15 protein-coding genes are annotated in these 15,609 nt (G+C 60.7%); all 15 read right to left on the bottom strand.

Annotated features, from left to right (window positions below):
• Positions 1-42: 42 nt before the first annotated feature.
• The 15 genes from AC3WRD_RS09610 to AC3WRD_RS09540 all read right to left on the bottom strand — a co-directional run bounded on the left by AC3WRD_RS09610 (position 43) and on the right by AC3WRD_RS09540 (position 15,277).
• Positions 43-438 (bottom strand): DUF2802 domain-containing protein, encoded by a 396-nt coding sequence (locus AC3WRD_RS09610; RefSeq protein WP_102620347.1) that lies wholly within the window; start codon positions 436-438, stop codon positions 43-45.
• Positions 439-924 (bottom strand): chemotaxis protein CheW, encoded by a 486-nt coding sequence (locus AC3WRD_RS09605; protein WP_007959223.1) that lies wholly within the window; start codon positions 922-924, stop codon positions 439-441.
• Positions 925-1,008: 84 nt separating this feature from the next.
• The gene (locus tag AC3WRD_RS09600; RefSeq protein ID WP_102620346.1) at positions 1,009-1,974 is read right to left on the bottom strand and encodes a CheW domain-containing protein; all 966 of its coding nucleotides are present in this window, start codon (positions 1,972-1,974) and stop codon (positions 1,009-1,011) included.
• A gap of 2 nt (positions 1,975-1,976) precedes the next feature.
• A complete protein-coding gene (locus AC3WRD_RS09595) occupies positions 1,977-2,765 on the bottom strand; it encodes a ParA family protein (protein ID WP_085710493.1) in 789 nt (262 codons plus the stop codon).
• A 43-nt stretch (positions 2,766-2,808) separates the two neighbouring features.
• Positions 2,809-3,699: a flagellar motor protein MotD gene (motD, locus tag AC3WRD_RS09590; protein ID WP_096822160.1), complete on the bottom strand. Its 891-nt coding sequence runs from the start codon at positions 3,697-3,699 to the stop codon at positions 2,809-2,811.
• A gap of 12 nt (positions 3,700-3,711) precedes the next feature.
• The gene (locus tag AC3WRD_RS09585; protein ID WP_096822161.1) at positions 3,712-4,452 is read right to left on the bottom strand and encodes a flagellar motor protein; all 741 of its coding nucleotides are present in this window, start codon (positions 4,450-4,452) and stop codon (positions 3,712-3,714) included.
• Positions 4,452-5,588, bottom strand: a complete 1,137-nt coding sequence (locus AC3WRD_RS09580; protein WP_102620345.1) for a protein-glutamate methylesterase/protein-glutamine glutaminase — start codon at positions 5,586-5,588, stop codon at positions 4,452-4,454. Before AC3WRD_RS09580 ends, AC3WRD_RS09585 begins: the two co-directional genes overlap by 1 nt.
• A gap of 49 nt (positions 5,589-5,637) precedes the next feature.
• A complete protein-coding gene (locus AC3WRD_RS09575; RefSeq protein WP_102620344.1) occupies positions 5,638-7,908 on the bottom strand; it encodes a chemotaxis protein CheA in 2,271 nt (756 codons plus the stop codon).
• Positions 7,909-7,961: 53 nt separating this feature from the next.
• A complete protein-coding gene (locus AC3WRD_RS09570; protein WP_096822164.1) occupies positions 7,962-8,750 on the bottom strand; it encodes a protein phosphatase CheZ in 789 nt (262 codons plus the stop codon).
• 17 nt (positions 8,751-8,767) lie between these two features.
• Positions 8,768-9,139 (bottom strand): chemotaxis response regulator CheY, encoded by a 372-nt coding sequence (locus AC3WRD_RS09565; protein WP_003183998.1) that lies wholly within the window; start codon positions 9,137-9,139, stop codon positions 8,768-8,770.
• A gap of 167 nt (positions 9,140-9,306) precedes the next feature.
• The gene (fliA, locus tag AC3WRD_RS09560) at positions 9,307-10,047 is read right to left on the bottom strand and encodes an RNA polymerase sigma factor FliA (protein ID WP_011333070.1); all 741 of its coding nucleotides are present in this window, start codon (positions 10,045-10,047) and stop codon (positions 9,307-9,309) included.
• Positions 10,044-10,874 carry a flagellar synthesis regulator FleN gene (fleN, locus tag AC3WRD_RS09555; RefSeq protein ID WP_003222917.1) on the bottom strand — a complete coding sequence of 277 codons (831 nt, stop codon included), beginning with the start codon at positions 10,872-10,874 and terminating at the stop codon, positions 10,044-10,046. The genes fliA and fleN overlap by 4 nt, the downstream gene beginning before the upstream one ends.
• A 113-nt stretch (positions 10,875-10,987) precedes the next feature.
• Complete coding sequence (flhF, locus tag AC3WRD_RS09550) at positions 10,988-12,328, bottom strand: flagellar biosynthesis GTPase FlhF (protein ID WP_096822165.1); 1,341 nt, start codon at positions 12,326-12,328, stop codon at positions 10,988-10,990.
• A gap of 11 nt (positions 12,329-12,339) precedes the next feature.
• Positions 12,340-14,469: a flagellar biosynthesis protein FlhA gene (gene flhA / locus AC3WRD_RS09545; protein WP_096822166.1), complete on the bottom strand. Its 2,130-nt coding sequence runs from the start codon at positions 14,467-14,469 to the stop codon at positions 12,340-12,342.
• Between the two features lie 130 nt (positions 14,470-14,599).
• Positions 14,600-15,277: a hypothetical protein gene (locus tag AC3WRD_RS09540; RefSeq protein ID WP_102620343.1), complete on the bottom strand. Its 678-nt coding sequence runs from the start codon at positions 15,275-15,277 to the stop codon at positions 14,600-14,602.
• Between the last annotated feature and the right edge of the window lie 332 nt (positions 15,278-15,609).

The following is a 15,609-nucleotide window of genomic DNA, read 5'->3' as shown; positions in this document are numbered from 1 at the left end:
CGATGACTGCGATTTTTCGTTTTGACTTGCCGCGTGAAGCGCTTAGCTGCTTCTGTGCAACTTGCGCATCAACTCCGCCTCAGCCTGGGTCAACCCGCAGGACTGCGTCAGCTCATCGACACTCGCGCCCATCCCGACCAGTTTCGCCGCTTGAGCGAATGACAGGCTGGAAGGATCGCGCTGTTCGAGCTGGGCGAGTTTGTCCGGAATCGGGCCGACGACCGCGCGCAGTTCGTGCAGGGCTTCGCCCATGCGCACGTTGCCGTTCTGGTAATCGTCGACACGCTTGGCCAGGTCCTTGATGCGCTGATCACGCAGCGCATCGCCCTGGGCCTGTTGCGCAGCGATCACGCGCTGCGCCTTGATGTACGCCAGAAACATCGCCAGCGTGCCTGCCCAGAACAGGAACAGGACAATGACCGCTACCTCGAGAATCAATCAGATATTCTCCAGTTCCGACCATTCTTCTTCGCTCATCATCTTGTCCAGCTCGACCAGGATCAGCAACTCGTTGTTCTTGTTGCACACGCCCTGGATGAACTTGGCCGACTCTTCGTTACCGACGTTCGGTGCGGTCTCGATTTCCGACTGACGCAGGTAAACCACTTCAGCGACGCTGTCGACCATGATGCCCACAACCTGCTTGTCGGCTTCGATGATGACGATACGGGTGTTGTCGCTGATCTCGCCGCTCATCAGGCCGAAGCGCTGACGGGTGTCGATCACGGTCACCACGTTGCCGCGCAGGTTGATGATGCCCAGCACGTAGCTTGGCGCACCCGGAACCGGCGCGATTTCGGTGTAGCGCAGGACTTCCTGAACGCGCATCACGTTGATGCCGTAGGTTTCATTGTCCAGCTTGAAGGTTACCCATTGCAGGATCGGATCTTCGGAACCCTTTGCCGCCGTCGCCTTGTCGTTCATACCCTAGCCCCTCGAAATACCGCAATGGCGGTGTGTGTCTCGTGTGCCGGCATTGCATGCCGGTGCGTGTCTGTTATGTAAGTGTTATGTCGGTTTGTGGTTCGGCTTACTGCCGGACATGTGCTTTGCCCCACCGCTGGCGATCAACTCGGCCAGAGCGGAGACATCGAGCAAGGCGCACATGTGTTCAATCACCGTGCCCGCGAGCCATGGCCGCTGACCTCGGTGAGTCCTCCATTTGATTTCATTCGGATCCAGACGCAACGAGCGACTGACCTGATGCACCGCCAGCCCCCACTCGTAACCTTGTACCGAAATCACGTACTGCAGGCCCTGACGGAAGTCATCGCGATAGCGATCCGGCATGACCCAGCGTGCGGTGTCCAGCACCTTCAGGTTCCCCGCCTGGCTTGGCAGGATGCCGAGGAACCATTCCGGCTGACCGAACAGCGGCGTCAACTCATGGCCGGCCAGCGAATAGATCGAGCCGAGGCACACCAGCGGCACCGCCAGGGTCAGCCCGGCCACATCGAACAACAGGCATTCGAACGCTTCCGACGCCCAGGCCGGGCGACCATCAGTCTCTACCGGCGGCGGTGTATTGCTCGGTGGCAGATGCACTTCCACCAGCGGCGCAACCAGTGCCTGCTCGACGACCTGTTCGACCGGCGCAACGACTGGCACCGGCGCGGGCGGCTCGACCGGAGTCGGCTCGGGTTGCGCTTGCAGAAGCTGGGTTTGCAGCAGCGGCGCGAGGGTTGACACCACACGCACCGGCTCGGGTTCCTTGATCAGCGGTGCGGGAGCCTTGGCCACTACAGCGGCAGGCGCTGCAACCGGGGCCGCTGGCCTGGCGGCTTTCTGCGCATCGCGAGCCTGTTCTTCAAGCACCGCGGCCTGGAACTCATCGAGCTCGGCGGTGCTTTCAACCACCTCGACAGGCGCTTCGATTTCCTGCGGGATCTCTTCCGTCACATCCTCCAGCAAGCTGTCCAGATAGGACTGCAAAGCCAGTTGCGGACGCGAAGTCAGTTTGATCGGCCGATTCATGCTCAGGCCACCTGCGGAACGAGTTGTTGCGCCAGCAGATGCTTGAGCAGCGCGCGGTAGGCCAGCACGCCACGGCTCTTGCCGTCGAATTGCGAAGGCGTGACACCGGCACGGCTGGCGTCGCGCAGACGCGTATCGACCGGGATGTAACCCTGCCAGATCTCTTCCGGAAATTTGTCGCGCAGCACGCGCAAGGTGCCCATCGACGCCTGGGTGCGGCGGTCGAACAAGGTCGGCACGATGCTGAACGGCAGCGCCTGTTTGCGCGAGCGGTTGATCATCGCCAGGGTGTTGACCATGCGCTCCAGACCTTTGACGGCCAGGTGCTCGGTCTGCACCGGGATCACTAGTTGCTGGCTCGCGGCCAGTGCGTTGACCATCAGCACGCCGAGCAACGGCGGGCTGTCGATGATTGCGTAATCGAAGTCCTGCCACAGCTGCGCCAGACTCTTGGCGATCACCAGGCCCAAGCCACTCTGCCCCGGCGACTGGCGCTCGAGGGTGGCCAGCGCGGTGCTGGACGGCAGCAGGGAAATGCGTTCATCACTGGTTGACAGCAGCAACTGGCCCGGCAGGCCTTGCGGCACACTGCCCTTGTGCAGGAACAGGTCGTAGTTGCTGTGTTCCAGGCTGTCGGGGTCGTAACCGAAATAGCTGGTCATCGAGCCGTGCGGGTCGAGATCGACCACGACCACGCGTTTGCCCGCCTCTGCCAGCAAACCGGCTAAAGCGATGGAAGAAGTGGTTTTACCAACACCACCCTTTTGATTGGCGACTGCCCAGACTCTCATTCGGATTGTTCCTCCCGGCCGAGATGCTCGGCCGAGACATGGCTCAGCGTATTAATGCGGGCGACGGAGAATTGACGGCACTCTCGCGTCCCGGCGTCTTGACCGGGGTCGGTGCAGTTTGTGTGCCAGCACGCTTCAACGCGGCATCCGGTTGCGCATTCGCGGTTCCGGTGCCTGTGAGGCTGCGACGAACATCGAGATTGCGCGACACCACCAGCACCACGCGACGGTTCTTCGCCCGGCCTTCGGCCGTGGCGTTGTTGGCCACCGGCTGGAATTCGCCATAGCCCACCGAGGCCAGGCGGCCAGGGTTGACGCCCTGCATCGCCAGCATCCGCACGATGCTCGCCGAACGCGCCGAGGACAGTTCCCAGTTGGTCGGGTACTGCGCGGTGCGGATCGGTTGATCGTCGGTGAAGCCTTCGACGTGGATCGGGTTGTCGAACGGTTTGAGGATCGCTGCAACCTTGTCGATGATGTTGAACGCGATGTCGCTCGGCATCGCATCACCGCTGCCGAACAACAGGCTGGAGTTGAGTTCGATCTCGACCCACAGCTCGTTGCCGCGCACGGTCATCTGGTTCGAGGAGATCAGGTCGCCGAACGCCGCGCTGATATCGTCGGCGATGCTTTTCAGCGGATCGCTGGCACCGGCGATACCGGCATCGACCTGTTCGGCGTCCTTGACCAGCGGCTTGGCCGGGGTCACGGTCTTCGGTCGCTCGTCGCCGATCGGGATCGGCTTGAGCGAGCGGTCGGAGTCGGTGAAGACCCCGATCAGCGCTTCGGAGATGACCTTGTACTTGCCTTCGTTGATCGACGAGATGGAGTACATCACCACGAAAAAAGCGAACAGCAAGGTGATGAAGTCGGCATAGGAAACCAGCCAGCGTTCATGGTTTACATGCTCTTCATGTTGGCGACGACGTGCCATGAGGTTAGTCCCTTAATCCATGAAGCCCTGAAGCTTCAACTCGATGGAGCGTGGGTTTTCACCTTCGGCGATCGACAAAATGCCTTCCAACAACATTTCGCGATAACGCGACTGCCGCAACGCGATTGACTTCAATTTGGCTGCCACCGGCAGCAGGATCAGGTTGGCACTGGCCACACCGTAGATGGTGGCAACGAACGCCACGGCGATGCCGCTGCCCAGTTGCGTCGGATCGGCCAGGTTGCCCATCACGTGGATCAGGCCCATCACCGCACCGATGATACCGATGGTCGGCGCGTAGCCGCCCATGCTTTCAAAGACCTTGGCGGCCTCGATGTCGCGGGCTTCCTGGGTGTAGAAATCCACTTCGAGGATGCTGCGGATCGCTTCCGGCTCGGCGCCGTCGACCAGCAGTTGCAGGCCTTTGCGCGAGTAGGCATCAGGCTCGGCATCCGCCACGCCTTCCAGACCCAGCAGGCCTTCCTTGCGGGCGGTGAGGCTCCAGTTGACCACGCGGTCGATGCCGCCAGCCAGATCGACACGAGGCGGAAAGAAAATCCAGGCGAGGATCTGCATGGCGCGCTTGAACGCGCTCATCGGAGATTGCAGCAGCGCGGCACCGATGGTGCCGCCCAGCACGATCAGCGCCGCCGGGCCGTTGGCCAGCGCGCCGAGGTGGCCGCCTTCAAGGTAGTTGCCGCCGATGATGGCGACAAACGCCATGATGATCCCGATAAGGCTTAGAACATCCATCAGATACACGCCTCGACGATGTGCTTGCCGATATCGTCCAGGCCGTACACCGCATCCGCGAGGTCGGCTTTGACGATGGCCATCGGCATGCCGTAAATCACGCAGCTGGCTTCATCCTGGGCCCAGACCGTGCTGCCGCCCTGTTTGAGCAGGCGTGCGCCTTCGCGGCCGTCGGCGCCCATGCCGGTCAACACGACCGCCAGAACTTTGTCGTTGTAGGACTTCGCCGCGGAACCGAAAGTGATGTCCACGCAAGGCTTGTAGTTCAGACGCTCGTCGCCCGGCAGGATTTTCACCGCGCCACGGCCGTCGATCATCATCTGCTTGCCACCCGGCGCCAGCAGCGCCAGGCCCGGACGCAGGATGTCGCCATCCTCGGCTTCCTTGACGCTGATGCGGCAGAGCTTGTCCAGACGCTCGGCGAACGCCTTGGTGAAGGCTGCCGGCATGTGCTGGATCAGCACGATCGGCGCCGGGAAGTTGGCCGGCAACTGGGTCAGAACCCGTTGCAGGGCAACCGGGCCGCCAGTCGACGTGCCGATAGCCACCAGTTTGTAGGCTTTGCGTTTCGGCGCTGCCGACGAAGTGCTGGCCGCCGGAGCGCGAGCCGGTGCAGGCGCAGGTGCCGGACGAGCCGGAGCACTGTGGCTGCCAAAGCTCGACGGCGCCGCTGCCGGAGTCGGCGCAGGCGCAGGTGCAGCGGCAGGCGCCGGCGCACTGTAGGCACTGAAACGACGGTTACTGCGCGAGATGCTGTGCACCTTCTCGCACAGCAGTTGCTTGACCTTCTCCGGATTGCGGGAGATGTCTTCGAAATTCTTCGGCAGGAAATCCACCGCACCGGCATCCAGCGCATCCAGGGTTACCCGGGCGCCTTCATGGGTCAGCGAGGAGAACATCAACACCGGGGTCGGGCAGCGCTGCATGATGTGCCGCACGGCCGTGATGCCGTCCATCATCGGCATCTCGTAGTCCATGGTGATCACGTCCGGCTTGAGGGCCAGGGCCTGATCGATCGCCTCTTTACCGTTGGTTGCCGTACCGACAACCTGGATGCTCGGATCCGCTGAAAGAATTTCCGAGACGCGGCGGCGGAAAAAACCCGAATCGTCCACCACCAGGACTTTGACTGCCATAAACACTCCATTAGGTGCAGCGGGACGTTGTCGCCCCGCTGCCCCGGATTCAAATACGCCGTGCGGCGTAACGCTTGAGCATGCTTGGAACATCGAGAATCAGCGCAATGCGGCCGTCACCGGTAATGGTGGCGCCGGACATGCCCGGGGTTCCCTGCAGCATTTTGCCCAATGGCTTGATGACCACTTCTTCCTGGCCGACCAGTTGATCGACGACGAAGCCGATCCGCTGAGTGCCCACCGAAAGGATCACCACATGGCCTTCACGCTGCTCTTCGTGAGCCGCGGAGCTGACCAGCCAGCGCTTGAGGTAGAACAATGGCAGCGCCTTGTCCCGCACGATCACCACTTCCTGGCCATCCACCACGTTGGTGGTCGACAGGTCGAGGTGGAAGATTTCGTTGACGTTCACCAGCGGGAACGCGAACGCCTGGTTGCCGAGCATCACCATCAGGGTCGGCATGATCGCGAGCGTCAGCGGCACCTTGATGACGATTTTCGAGCCGGCGCCCTTGGTCGAGTAGATGTTGATCGAACCGTTGAGCTGAGAAATCTTGGTCTTCACCACGTCCATGCCCACACCGCGGCCGGACACGTCGGAGATCTCGGTCTTGGTCGAGAAACCCGGGGCGAAGATCAGGTTGTAGCATTCGGTATCGCTCAGGCGATCGGCAGCATCCTTGTCCATCACACCGCGTTTCACGGCGATGGCACGCAGGACGTTCGGGTCCATGCCTTTGCCGTCGTCGGAAATCGACAGCAGGATATGGTCGCCTTCCTGCTCGGCCGCCAGGATCACCTTGCCGCCACGGGCCTTGCCCGAGGCTTCGCGCTCTTCCGGCGACTCGATACCGTGGTCGACCGCGTTGCGCACCAAGTGGACCAGCGGGTCGGCCAGAGCCTCGACGAGGTTCTTGTCGAGGTCGGTCTCTTCGCCCACCAGTTCCAGGTTGATCTCTTTCTTGAGCTGACGCGCCAGATCGCGAACCAGACGCGGGAAGCGGCCGAAGACTTTCTTGATCGGCTGCATCCGGGTCTTCATTACCGCGGTCTGCAAGTCGGCGGTGACCACGTCGAGGTTCGACACGGCCTTCTGCATCGATTCGTCGCCGCTGTTCAGGCCCAGGCGCACCAGACGGTTACGCACCAGTACCAGCTCGCCGACCATGTTCATGATTTCGTCGAGACGTGCGGTGTCCACACGAACGGTGGTTTCGGCTTCGCTCGCCGGTTTTTCCGGTGGCGGAGTCGCCGGCGCACGGGCCGGAGCCGGTGCAGCAGCGGCGGCTGGCTTGGCCGGTTCGGCTTTAGGCTCAGGCGCTTTTGCAGCAGGTTTTGCCGCAGCGGCCGGGGCCTTGGCGGCAGGTGCTGCAACAGCAGAAGCATTGCCGGCCGTCACCACGGCACCGGTGGCGACGTCAGTGAACTTGCCTTTGCCATGCAGATCGTCGAGCAGCGATTCGAACTCATGGTCGCTGATCAGATCGCTACCGGCCGCAGCCGCTGCCGGAGCAGCAGATGCAGGCACCGACGCAATCGCCGATTCCAGCGCATCGACGGCAAAGTTGCCCTTGCCGTGCAACTGATCGAGCAAGGCTTCGAATTCGTCGTCGGTGATGTCGGAGCTGTCGCCCGCCGCCGGAGCAGCCGGTGCAGCGGCTGTCGGTGCCACGGCGTCGGCCGCGAACTGGCCCTTGCCGTGCAACTGGTCGAGCAGCGACTCGAATTCGGCGTCGGTGATTTCATCGCTGACTGCTTCATCGGAAGCAGGCGCAGCGGCAGCCGCCGGGGCTTCAGCTTCGGCCTTGACGGCGTTCAGCGAGTCCAGCAACTGTTCAAATTCGTTATCGGTGATATCGCCCGAATCGCCTTCGACGACCAGTTCTTCGATCATCTCGGCAACAGGCGAAGCCGGGGCTTCATCCGCCGATTGCGGTTCAGCCAGACGCGCCAGGGCAGCCAGCAGTTCCGGCGTTGCGGCAGTAATCGGACTGCGATCGCGGACTTCGCTGAACATGCTGTTCACCGCGTCCAGCGCTTCGAGCACCACGTCCATCAGTTCTGCATCTACGCGACGCTCACCCTTGCGCAGGATGTCGAACACGTTTTCGGCGATGTGACAGCACTCCACCAGCTCATTGAGCTGAAGGAAGCCGGCGCCCCCTTTTACAGTGTGGAAACCGCGAAAAATTGCGTTGAGCAGATCTGCGTCATCCGGACGGCTTTCCAGCTCGACCAGTTGTTCGGACAGTTGCTCAAGAATCTCGCCGGCCTCAACCAGGAAATCCTGAAGGATCTCTTCATCGGCGCCGAAGCTCATTAGGGGGTGCTCCTACAGGTCTAAAAACCCAAAAAACCTATAATTCCAAAACTCTAGAATCCAAGGCTGGATAACAAATCGTCCACATCGTCCTGACCGGACACAACGTCTTCTCGTTTATCGGCATGAATCTGCGGACCTTCACCCTGCGAGAGATGTTTTTGTGGATCTTTTTCAGCGAGCATCGCCGCACGGTCATGTTCGATGCCCGCAAAGCGGTCCACCTGACTGGCCATGAGCACGAGTTTGAGCAGATTGCTTTCGACTTCGGTGACCAACTGGGTCACGCGCTTGATCACCTGACCTGTGAGGTCCTGGTAATCCTGGGCCAGCAGAATGTCGTTGAGGTTGCTCGACACCGCGCGGTTGTCCGCGCTGCTGCGTGCCAGAAAACCGTCGACCCGACGCGCCAGCTCGCGGAACTCTTCAGCCCCGACTTCACGGCGCATGAAACGTCCCCAGTCGGCACTCAATGCCTGGGCTTCGTCAGCCAGGCCATTGACCACCGGCGTGGCGCTTTCCACCAGGTCCATGGTGCGGTTGGCCGCCGCTTCAGTCAGCTTGACCACATAGCCCAGACGCTCGGTCGCATCAGTGATCTGCGATACTTCCTCGGCCTGCGGCATATGCGGGTCGATCTGGAAGTTGACGATTGCACTGTGCAGTTCGCGCGTGAGCTTGCCCACTTCCTGGTACAGGCCACGGTCACGGGTCTGATTGAGCTCATGGATCAGTTGCACAGCGTCGCCGAACCTGCCTTTTTCAAGGCTTTCGACCAGTTCGACCGCGTGTTTTTTCAGAGTCGACTCGAAGTCGCCCTGTGAAGATTCGTTATGCTCCATAGCTCCCCCGCGCGTCATCAGCCGATGCGTTCGAAAATCTTCTCGATTTTTTCTTTCAGCGCCTGAGCCGTGAAAGGTTTGACCACGTAGCCGTTAACGCCGGCCTGGGCCGCTTCGATGATCTGCTCGCGCTTGGCTTCAGCAGTCACCATCAGCACTGGCAGGTGCTTGAGTTTTTCATCGGCGCGCACGTGACGCAGCAGGTCGATACCGGTCATGCCAGGCATGTTCCAGTCGGTCACCAGAAAGTCGATGCTGCCGCTGTTGAGCACCGGAATGGCAGTGGTGCCATCGTCGGCTTCAACGGTGTTGGTGAACCCAAGGTCACGCAACAGGTTCTTGATGATCCGCCGCATCGTTGAGAAGTCATCAACGATGAGGATTTTCATGTCTTTGTTCAATTCGACCTCCAAGCAGTCTTAAACGCGCCCAGCACCTGGACGCGCCATTTCAATCAATCCGGCAAAGCACTCGATGACTGTCTGGAGCACAACAGAGCAAGACCGGTGCCGTTCACCACCGCACCAGCCTCGTTCGCAGCGTCCCCACACTGCCTTCAGCGCGCTCGCCACTCCCCCAAACGCCCCCGCAAGCGGGCCGCGCACTGGCTGTGTAACTGGCTGACCCGCGATTCACTGACGCCAAGGACTTCACCGATTTCCTTGAGGTTCAGCTCTTCGTCGTAGTACAGCGCCAACACCAGTCGCTCACGCTCCGGCAAATTGGCAATCGCGTCCGCCAACGCAGCCTGGAAGCGCTCATCTTCCAGATCGCGCGACGGCTCAAGATGAGCACTTGCGCCATCCTCGTGCAGCCCTTCGTGTTCGCCGTCCTGCAACAGGTCGTCGAAACTGAACAGTCGGCTGCCCAGGGTGTCGTTCAAAATCCCGTAGTAATCGTCGAGACTCAATTGGAGTTCGGCCGCAACCTCGTGATCTTTAGCGTCACGGCCGGTTTTAGCTTCAATCGAGCGAATCGCGTCGCTGACCATACGGGTGTTGCGGTGAACCGAGCGCGGTGCCCAGTCCCCCTTGCGTACTTCATCGAGCATCGCGCCGCGGATCCGGATGCCCGCGTACGTTTCGAAACTGGCGCCTTTGCTGGCGTCGTATTTGGTCGAGACTTCGAGCAGGCCGATCATCCCGGCCTGGATCAGGTCTTCGACCTGCACACTGGCCGGCAATCGCGCCAGCAAGTGGTAAGCAATGCGTTTGACCAGTGGCGCGTAACGCTCGATCAGCTCGTACTGCGCGTCACGTGCCGACTTCTTGTAGAAATTCATACCGCTGGCGGTCATAGCACAGGTCCTGCCGTTTGCTGCACGAGGCGCTCGACGAAAAATTCGAGGTGGCCGCGCGGATTGGCGGGCAGCGGCCAGGTGTCGACCTTTTGCGCGATCGCCTTGAACGCCAGTGCGCACTTGGAACGCGGGAAGGCTTCATAGACCGCACGCTGCTTCTGCACCGCCTTGCGCACGCTTTCGTCGTAAGGCACCGCACCGACGTATTGTAGGGCGACGTCGAGGAAGCGATCCGTGACCTTGGTCAACTTGGCGAACAGATTGCGACCTTCCTGCGGGCTCTGGGCCATGTTGGCTAGGACGCGGAAGCGGTTCATGCCGTAATCGCGGTTCAGCAGTTTGATCAGGGCGTAGGCGTCGGTGATCGAGGTCGGCTCGTCGCAGACCACCAGCAACACTTCTTGCGCTGCGCGAACGAAACTGACTACCGAGTCACCAATACCCGCAGCAGTGTCGATCACCAGTACGTCGAGATTGTCGCCGATGTCGCTGAACGCCTGAATCAGACCGGCATGCTGGGCCGGGCTCAGGTGAACCATGCTCTGCGTGCCGGAAGCGGCCGGCACGATGCGGATCCCGCCGGGGCCTTGCAACAGCACGTCGCGCAGCTCGCAGCGGCCCTCGATCACATCGGCCAGGGTACGTTTGGGCGTGAGGCCCAGCAGAACGTCGACGTTCGCCAGACCCAGGTCGGCGTCCAGCAGCATGACCCGACGGCCAAGCTCTGCCAGCGCCAGGGACAAGTTCACTGACACGTTAGTCTTGCCGACGCCACCTTTGCCGCCGGTCACCGCGATCACCTGTACGGGATGCATGCTGCCCATGTTATTTCTTTACCTTGTCTTGCATAGACGGAGGCCACATTACTGGCTGCGCGTTCACAACCGGAACAATGCATGGCAGACCATCGATGTAGGTACAAAAACTGTTCATTACCTCAGCCAACCTGCTTGGTGGGACTGTGGTAGATATCAGCGAACATGTCAGCCATGGCTTCTTCGCTGGGTTCTTCCTGCATTTGCACACTGACGGCGCGGCTGACCAATTGATGACGGCGCGGCAGATGCAGATCATCCGGAATCCGTGGGCCGTCGGTCAGGTAGGCGACCGGCAGTTCATGACTGATCGCCAGGCTCAGCACCTCGCCAAGGCTGGCCGTCTCATCCAGTTTAGTCAGGATGCACCCGGCGAGCCCGCAACGCTTGTAACTGTGATAAGCGGCGGTTAGAACCTGTTTCTGGCTGGTGGTTGCCAGTACCAGATAATTTTTTGACCGAATGCCACGACCGGCCAGGCTTTCCAGCTGCATGCGCAGTGCCGGATCGCTGGCCTGCAGGCCGGCGGTATCGATCAGCACCACGCGTTTGCGCAGCAGTGGATCCAGCGCCTGCACCAGGGACTGGCCCGGGTCGACGTGGGTCACCGACACATTGAGGATCCGGCCCAGGGTTTTCAACTGTTCCTGAGCACCGATGCGGAAGCTGTCCATGCTCACCAGCGCAATGTTCTGCGCGCCGTACTTGAGCACGTAACGGGCGGCCAGCTTGGCCAGGGTGGTGGTCTTGCCCATGCCGGCAGGACCGACCATGGCAATGATCCCGCCCTCTTCCAGCGGCTCGACTTCCGGGGTGGCGATCATCCGCGCCAGGTGCGCCAGCAACATGCGCCAGGCCTGACGAGGTTCTTCGATATCGCTGGTCAGCGCCAGCAGGTCGCGGGACAACGGGCCGGACAAGCCGATGCGTTGCAGACGACGATAAAGGTTCGCCTGAGCCGGACGGCTGCCTTGCAGCTGATTCCAGGCCAGAGTGCCGAGCTGCACTTCCATCAGCTCGCGCAGGCTGTTGAGTTCGAAACGCATCGAATCCAGCGCACGCGGATCAACGCCAGCGGCAGCCGGCGCAGGCGCAGGTGCCGGACGCGCCGGAGCAGCGTAAGTCGGTTCTGTCAGAGGCTCGGCAGCCGTCAGCGGCAGGCCGGCGGTCAATGGCAGACCGGAGAACAACTGGCGATTGGTGTTGCCGTCGGCCTCACCACGCATGCTCAGTTCGGCCTGGGCGGTGACGATGCGCGACTGGGTCTTGCGCAGCTCGTCTTCGAGTTCCATGTTCGGAACCCGTGGCGCCAGCGCCGACAGTTTGTAATCCAGCGCCGCCGTCAGCTCGACGCCGCCGGCAATGCGGCGGTTGCCAATGATGGCGGCATCAGCGCCCAGCTCATCACGAACCAGCTTCATGGCCTGACGCATATCGGCGGCGAAAAAACGCTTAACTTGCATAAACCACTACCTCAGCCGTTGGGCCCTACTGTCGCAACGATGGTCACTTGCTTGTTGTCCGGAATTTCCTGGTAGGCCAGCACATGCAGTCCAGGGACTGCCAGGCGGCCAAAGCGCGAGAGCATCGCGCGAACCGGGCCTGCTACCAACAGGATCACCGGCTGACCTTGCATTTCCTGACGCTGCGCCGCTTCGATGAGCGAACGCTGCAGCTTCTCGGCCATGCTTGGCTCCAGCAGAACGCCCTCTTCCGAGCCTTGTCCTGCCTTCTGCAGACTATTGAGCAATATTTGTTCCAACCTTGGCTCCAGCGTGATAACTGGCAGCTCCGACTCAGTCCCTACAATGCTTTGGACGATGGCGCGAGAAACGCCGACCCGCACAGCGGCCACCAAAGCGGCGGTATCTTGACTCTTGGCGGCATTGTTGGCGATGGCTTCGGCAATGCTGCGGATGTCGCGCACCGGCACGTGTTCGGCCAGCAGTGCTTGCAGCACCTTGAGCAGTTGCGACAGCGACACCACACCCGGCACCAGCTCTTCCGCCAGTTTTGGCGAGCTCTTGGCCAGCAATTGCATGAGTTGCTGCACTTCTTCGTGGCCGATCAGCTCACTGGAGTGCTTGTACAGAATCTGGTTCAAGTGCGTGGCGACCACGGTACTGGCATCCACTACGGTGTAACCGAGCGATTGTGCCTGGGCGCGCTGGCTGACTTCGATCCACACCGCCTCCAGGCCGAAAGCCGGATCTTTGGCGGTAATGCCGTTGAGCGTGCCGTAGACCTGCCCCGGGTTGATCGCCAGTTCGCGATCCGGGTAGATCTCGGCTTCGGCCAGGATCACGCCCATCAGGGTCAGGCGATAGGCACTCGGCGCCAGGTCGAGGTTGTCGCGGATGTGCACGGTCGGCATCAGGAAGCCCAGATCCTGCGAGAGCTTCTTGCGCACGCCCTTGATCCGCGCCAGCAATTGCCCGCCCTGGTTGCGGTCCACCAGCGGAATCAGGCGATAACCGACTTCCAGGCCGATCATGTCGATTGGCGTCACGTCGTCCCAGCCCAGCTCCTTGGTTTCCATGGCGCGGGCCGGCGAAGGCAGCAGCTCCTGCTGACGCTGAACCTCTTGCAGCGCCTGCACCTTGGCGACGTTCTGCTTTTTCCAGAACAGGTACGCGCCACCAGCCGCCAGGGCCGCCATGCTCAGGAAGGAGAAGTGCGGCATGCCCGGCACCAGGCCCATGACCGCCATCAGACCGGCCGCCACCGCCAGCGCTTTCGGCGAGGCGAACATCTGGCGATTGATCTGCTTGCCCATGTCTTCCGAACCGGAAGCACGGGTCACCATGATTGCTGCCGCTGTAGATAACAACAGTGATGGCAATTGCGCCACTAAACCGTCACCGATGGTCAGCAGGGCGTAAACCTTGCCGGCGTCGGCGAAGGTCATGTTGTGCTGGAAGATACCGACGGCCATGCCGCCGATCAGGTTGATGAACAGAATCAGCAGGCCGGCGATGGCGTCACCGCGAACGAACTTGCTGGCACCGTCCATCGAACCGTAGAACTCAGCCTCTTGGGCGACTTCGGAACGACGGGCCTTGGCCTGGTTCTGGTCGATCAGACCGGCGTTGAGGTCGGCGTCGATTGCCATTTGTTTGCCGGGCATCGCGTCGAGGGTGAAACGCGCGCTCACCTCGGAAATCCGCCCGGCACCCTTGGTGACCACGACGAAGTTGATGATCATCAAAATCGCGAAGACCACGATACCGACCACGTAGTTACCGCCGATCACCACCTCACCGAAGGCCTGGATCACCTTACCGGCAGCGGCGTGGCCGTCCTGACCGTGGAGCATTACCACCCGCGTCGACGCCACGTTCAGCGCCAGTCGCAACAGCGTCGCCACCAGCAGGATCGTCGGGAACACCGCGAAATCCAGCGGCCGCAACGCGTACACGCAGACCAGCAGCACGACGATCGACAGGGCAATGTTGAAGGTGAAGAAGACGTCGAGCAGGAACGGCGGCACCGGCAACATCATCATCGCCAGCATGACCAGCAGCAACAGCGGCACACCCAGATTGCCCCGACTGAGATCGGCAATGTTCGAGCGAGCACTGTTGATTAACTGAGAGCGATCCACCGGTTTTCCCCGTTCCTTTAAAGCAAACTTTTGACGCCCAGAGCGGGCGCACGGCGGCTACTGCAAGAAGCCTTCCAACTTTTGCGGGAACGGGGAATAGAGCGATTTGAACAGTTTTATGGCGCGCACTTTACGACTTGGTGGCCGCAAGGATCTGTTGTGGAGGGATATCCCCAAATTGCAGTCCTGTGGGGTTTATATACAAGGTGCCTTCACGCATCTGCGTATCGCCGACCGGAACCATATCCTCCCCCATATACCCCAAAGTCCCACGCTCGAAAGGCGCGTCTTGCGCCGGGTCATCATGAGCCTCGAAAAGCGTGAAGGCCCATTCGAACAGCATTAGAGGAAGGTCTTTGATTGTGATTGGAGGTGATGTGGACTGCCCCTCCAGCGGAGGGAATTTATATTTGCGGCCCGCAGTGATGACCAAAGGGTTTTGCATCAGGCCGAACCGAGGTTTGGCGACATACATTTGAAACGGCCACGAGGTAAACCAGTCCGCATCGTAATACAAGGGATCGCTGATCAAACCGAACAACGCCGCGGCAGAATCGATTGACCTTGTGACATCAGCGTACGTCCCAAACACCCCTAGCCCGGTCATCGGAACCCTGATCCTGTTGAGCCCGGAGTCGAAATACGCGGGGATCAATTCATTGGCCGCTTCCTTGAAGTAAGTAAAATCCAGAAAGGCGTGAAACGTCATCGTGTAACCAATAGCCGCCTCGTCTGGATAATCCTTCAGTTCGCCCGCCACAAATTGCAACTTCATGCCTTTGAGCTGTTTGTACTCGGACACGCTCATGATCCACACCTCCAAACGCCGGGGTAATTCCCGACACTCAGCAGACGCCGAGGGACACCAAACGTCTACTGTCAGAACTTACAGGTTCAGAGGTTGATCAGACGAACGGCACTGCGTGGAGATATCAGGATGCGGCCTGCTCGCGAGGAGCTCAGAGAGGGCAGCAAAAAGTACCTTTTAAACTCGGGTGTTTAAAAGACACCTTCAGACACGCCTTACAGGCTACGAATCCTTGCGCCGTTGCCTACAGCTACGCCAGAATCCGCCGGCTTGTGCGCCTTGGGGTCGGGTTCTATTGTGGGTCGGTCGCTGACGAATCAGCGATCGGGTTT

It is taken from the genome of Pseudomonas sp. FW215-R2, from assembly GCF_058789255.1.
This window is presented reverse-complemented; position numbering and strand designations above follow the sequence as displayed.

What these genes read in the sequence shown, in the direction of transcription:
- AC3WRD_RS09600 (WP_102620346.1), bottom strand. Translation starts at nt 1,974, where the DNA reads ATGAATCGGCCGATCAAACTGACTTCGCGTCCGCAACTGGCTTTGCAG.
- motD (WP_096822160.1), bottom strand. Translation starts at nt 3,699, where the DNA reads ATGGCACGTCGTCGCCAACATGAAGAGCATGTAAACCATGAACGCTGG.
- AC3WRD_RS09580 (WP_102620345.1), bottom strand. Translation starts at nt 5,588, where the DNA reads ATGGCAGTCAAAGTCCTGGTGGTGGACGATTCGGGTTTTTTCCGCCGC.
- AC3WRD_RS09595 (WP_085710493.1), bottom strand. Translation starts at nt 2,765, where the DNA reads ATGAGAGTCTGGGCAGTCGCCAATCAAAAGGGTGGTGTTGGTAAAACC.
- fleN (WP_003222917.1), bottom strand. Translation starts at nt 10,874, where the DNA reads ATGGGCAGCATGCATCCCGTACAGGTGATCGCGGTGACCGGCGGCAAA.
- flhF (WP_096822165.1), bottom strand. Translation starts at nt 12,328, where the DNA reads ATGCAAGTTAAGCGTTTTTTCGCCGCCGATATGCGTCAGGCCATGAAG.
- AC3WRD_RS09565 (WP_003183998.1), bottom strand. Translation starts at nt 9,139, where the DNA reads ATGAAAATCCTCATCGTTGATGACTTCTCAACGATGCGGCGGATCATC.
- AC3WRD_RS09570 (WP_096822164.1), bottom strand. Translation starts at nt 8,750, where the DNA reads ATGGAGCATAACGAATCTTCACAGGGCGACTTCGAGTCGACTCTGAAA.
- AC3WRD_RS09540 (WP_102620343.1), bottom strand. Translation starts at nt 15,277, where the DNA reads ATGAGCGTGTCCGAGTACAAACAGCTCAAAGGCATGAAGTTGCAATTT.
- fliA (WP_011333070.1), bottom strand. Translation starts at nt 10,047, where the DNA reads ATGACCGCCAGCGGTATGAATTTCTACAAGAAGTCGGCACGTGACGCG.
- AC3WRD_RS09575 (WP_102620344.1), bottom strand. Translation starts at nt 7,908, where the DNA reads ATGAGCTTCGGCGCCGATGAAGAGATCCTTCAGGATTTCCTGGTTGAG.
- AC3WRD_RS09585 (WP_096822161.1), bottom strand. Translation starts at nt 4,452, where the DNA reads ATGGATGTTCTAAGCCTTATCGGGATCATCATGGCGTTTGTCGCCATC.
- AC3WRD_RS09605 (WP_007959223.1), bottom strand. Translation starts at nt 924, where the DNA reads ATGAACGACAAGGCGACGGCGGCAAAGGGTTCCGAAGATCCGATCCTG.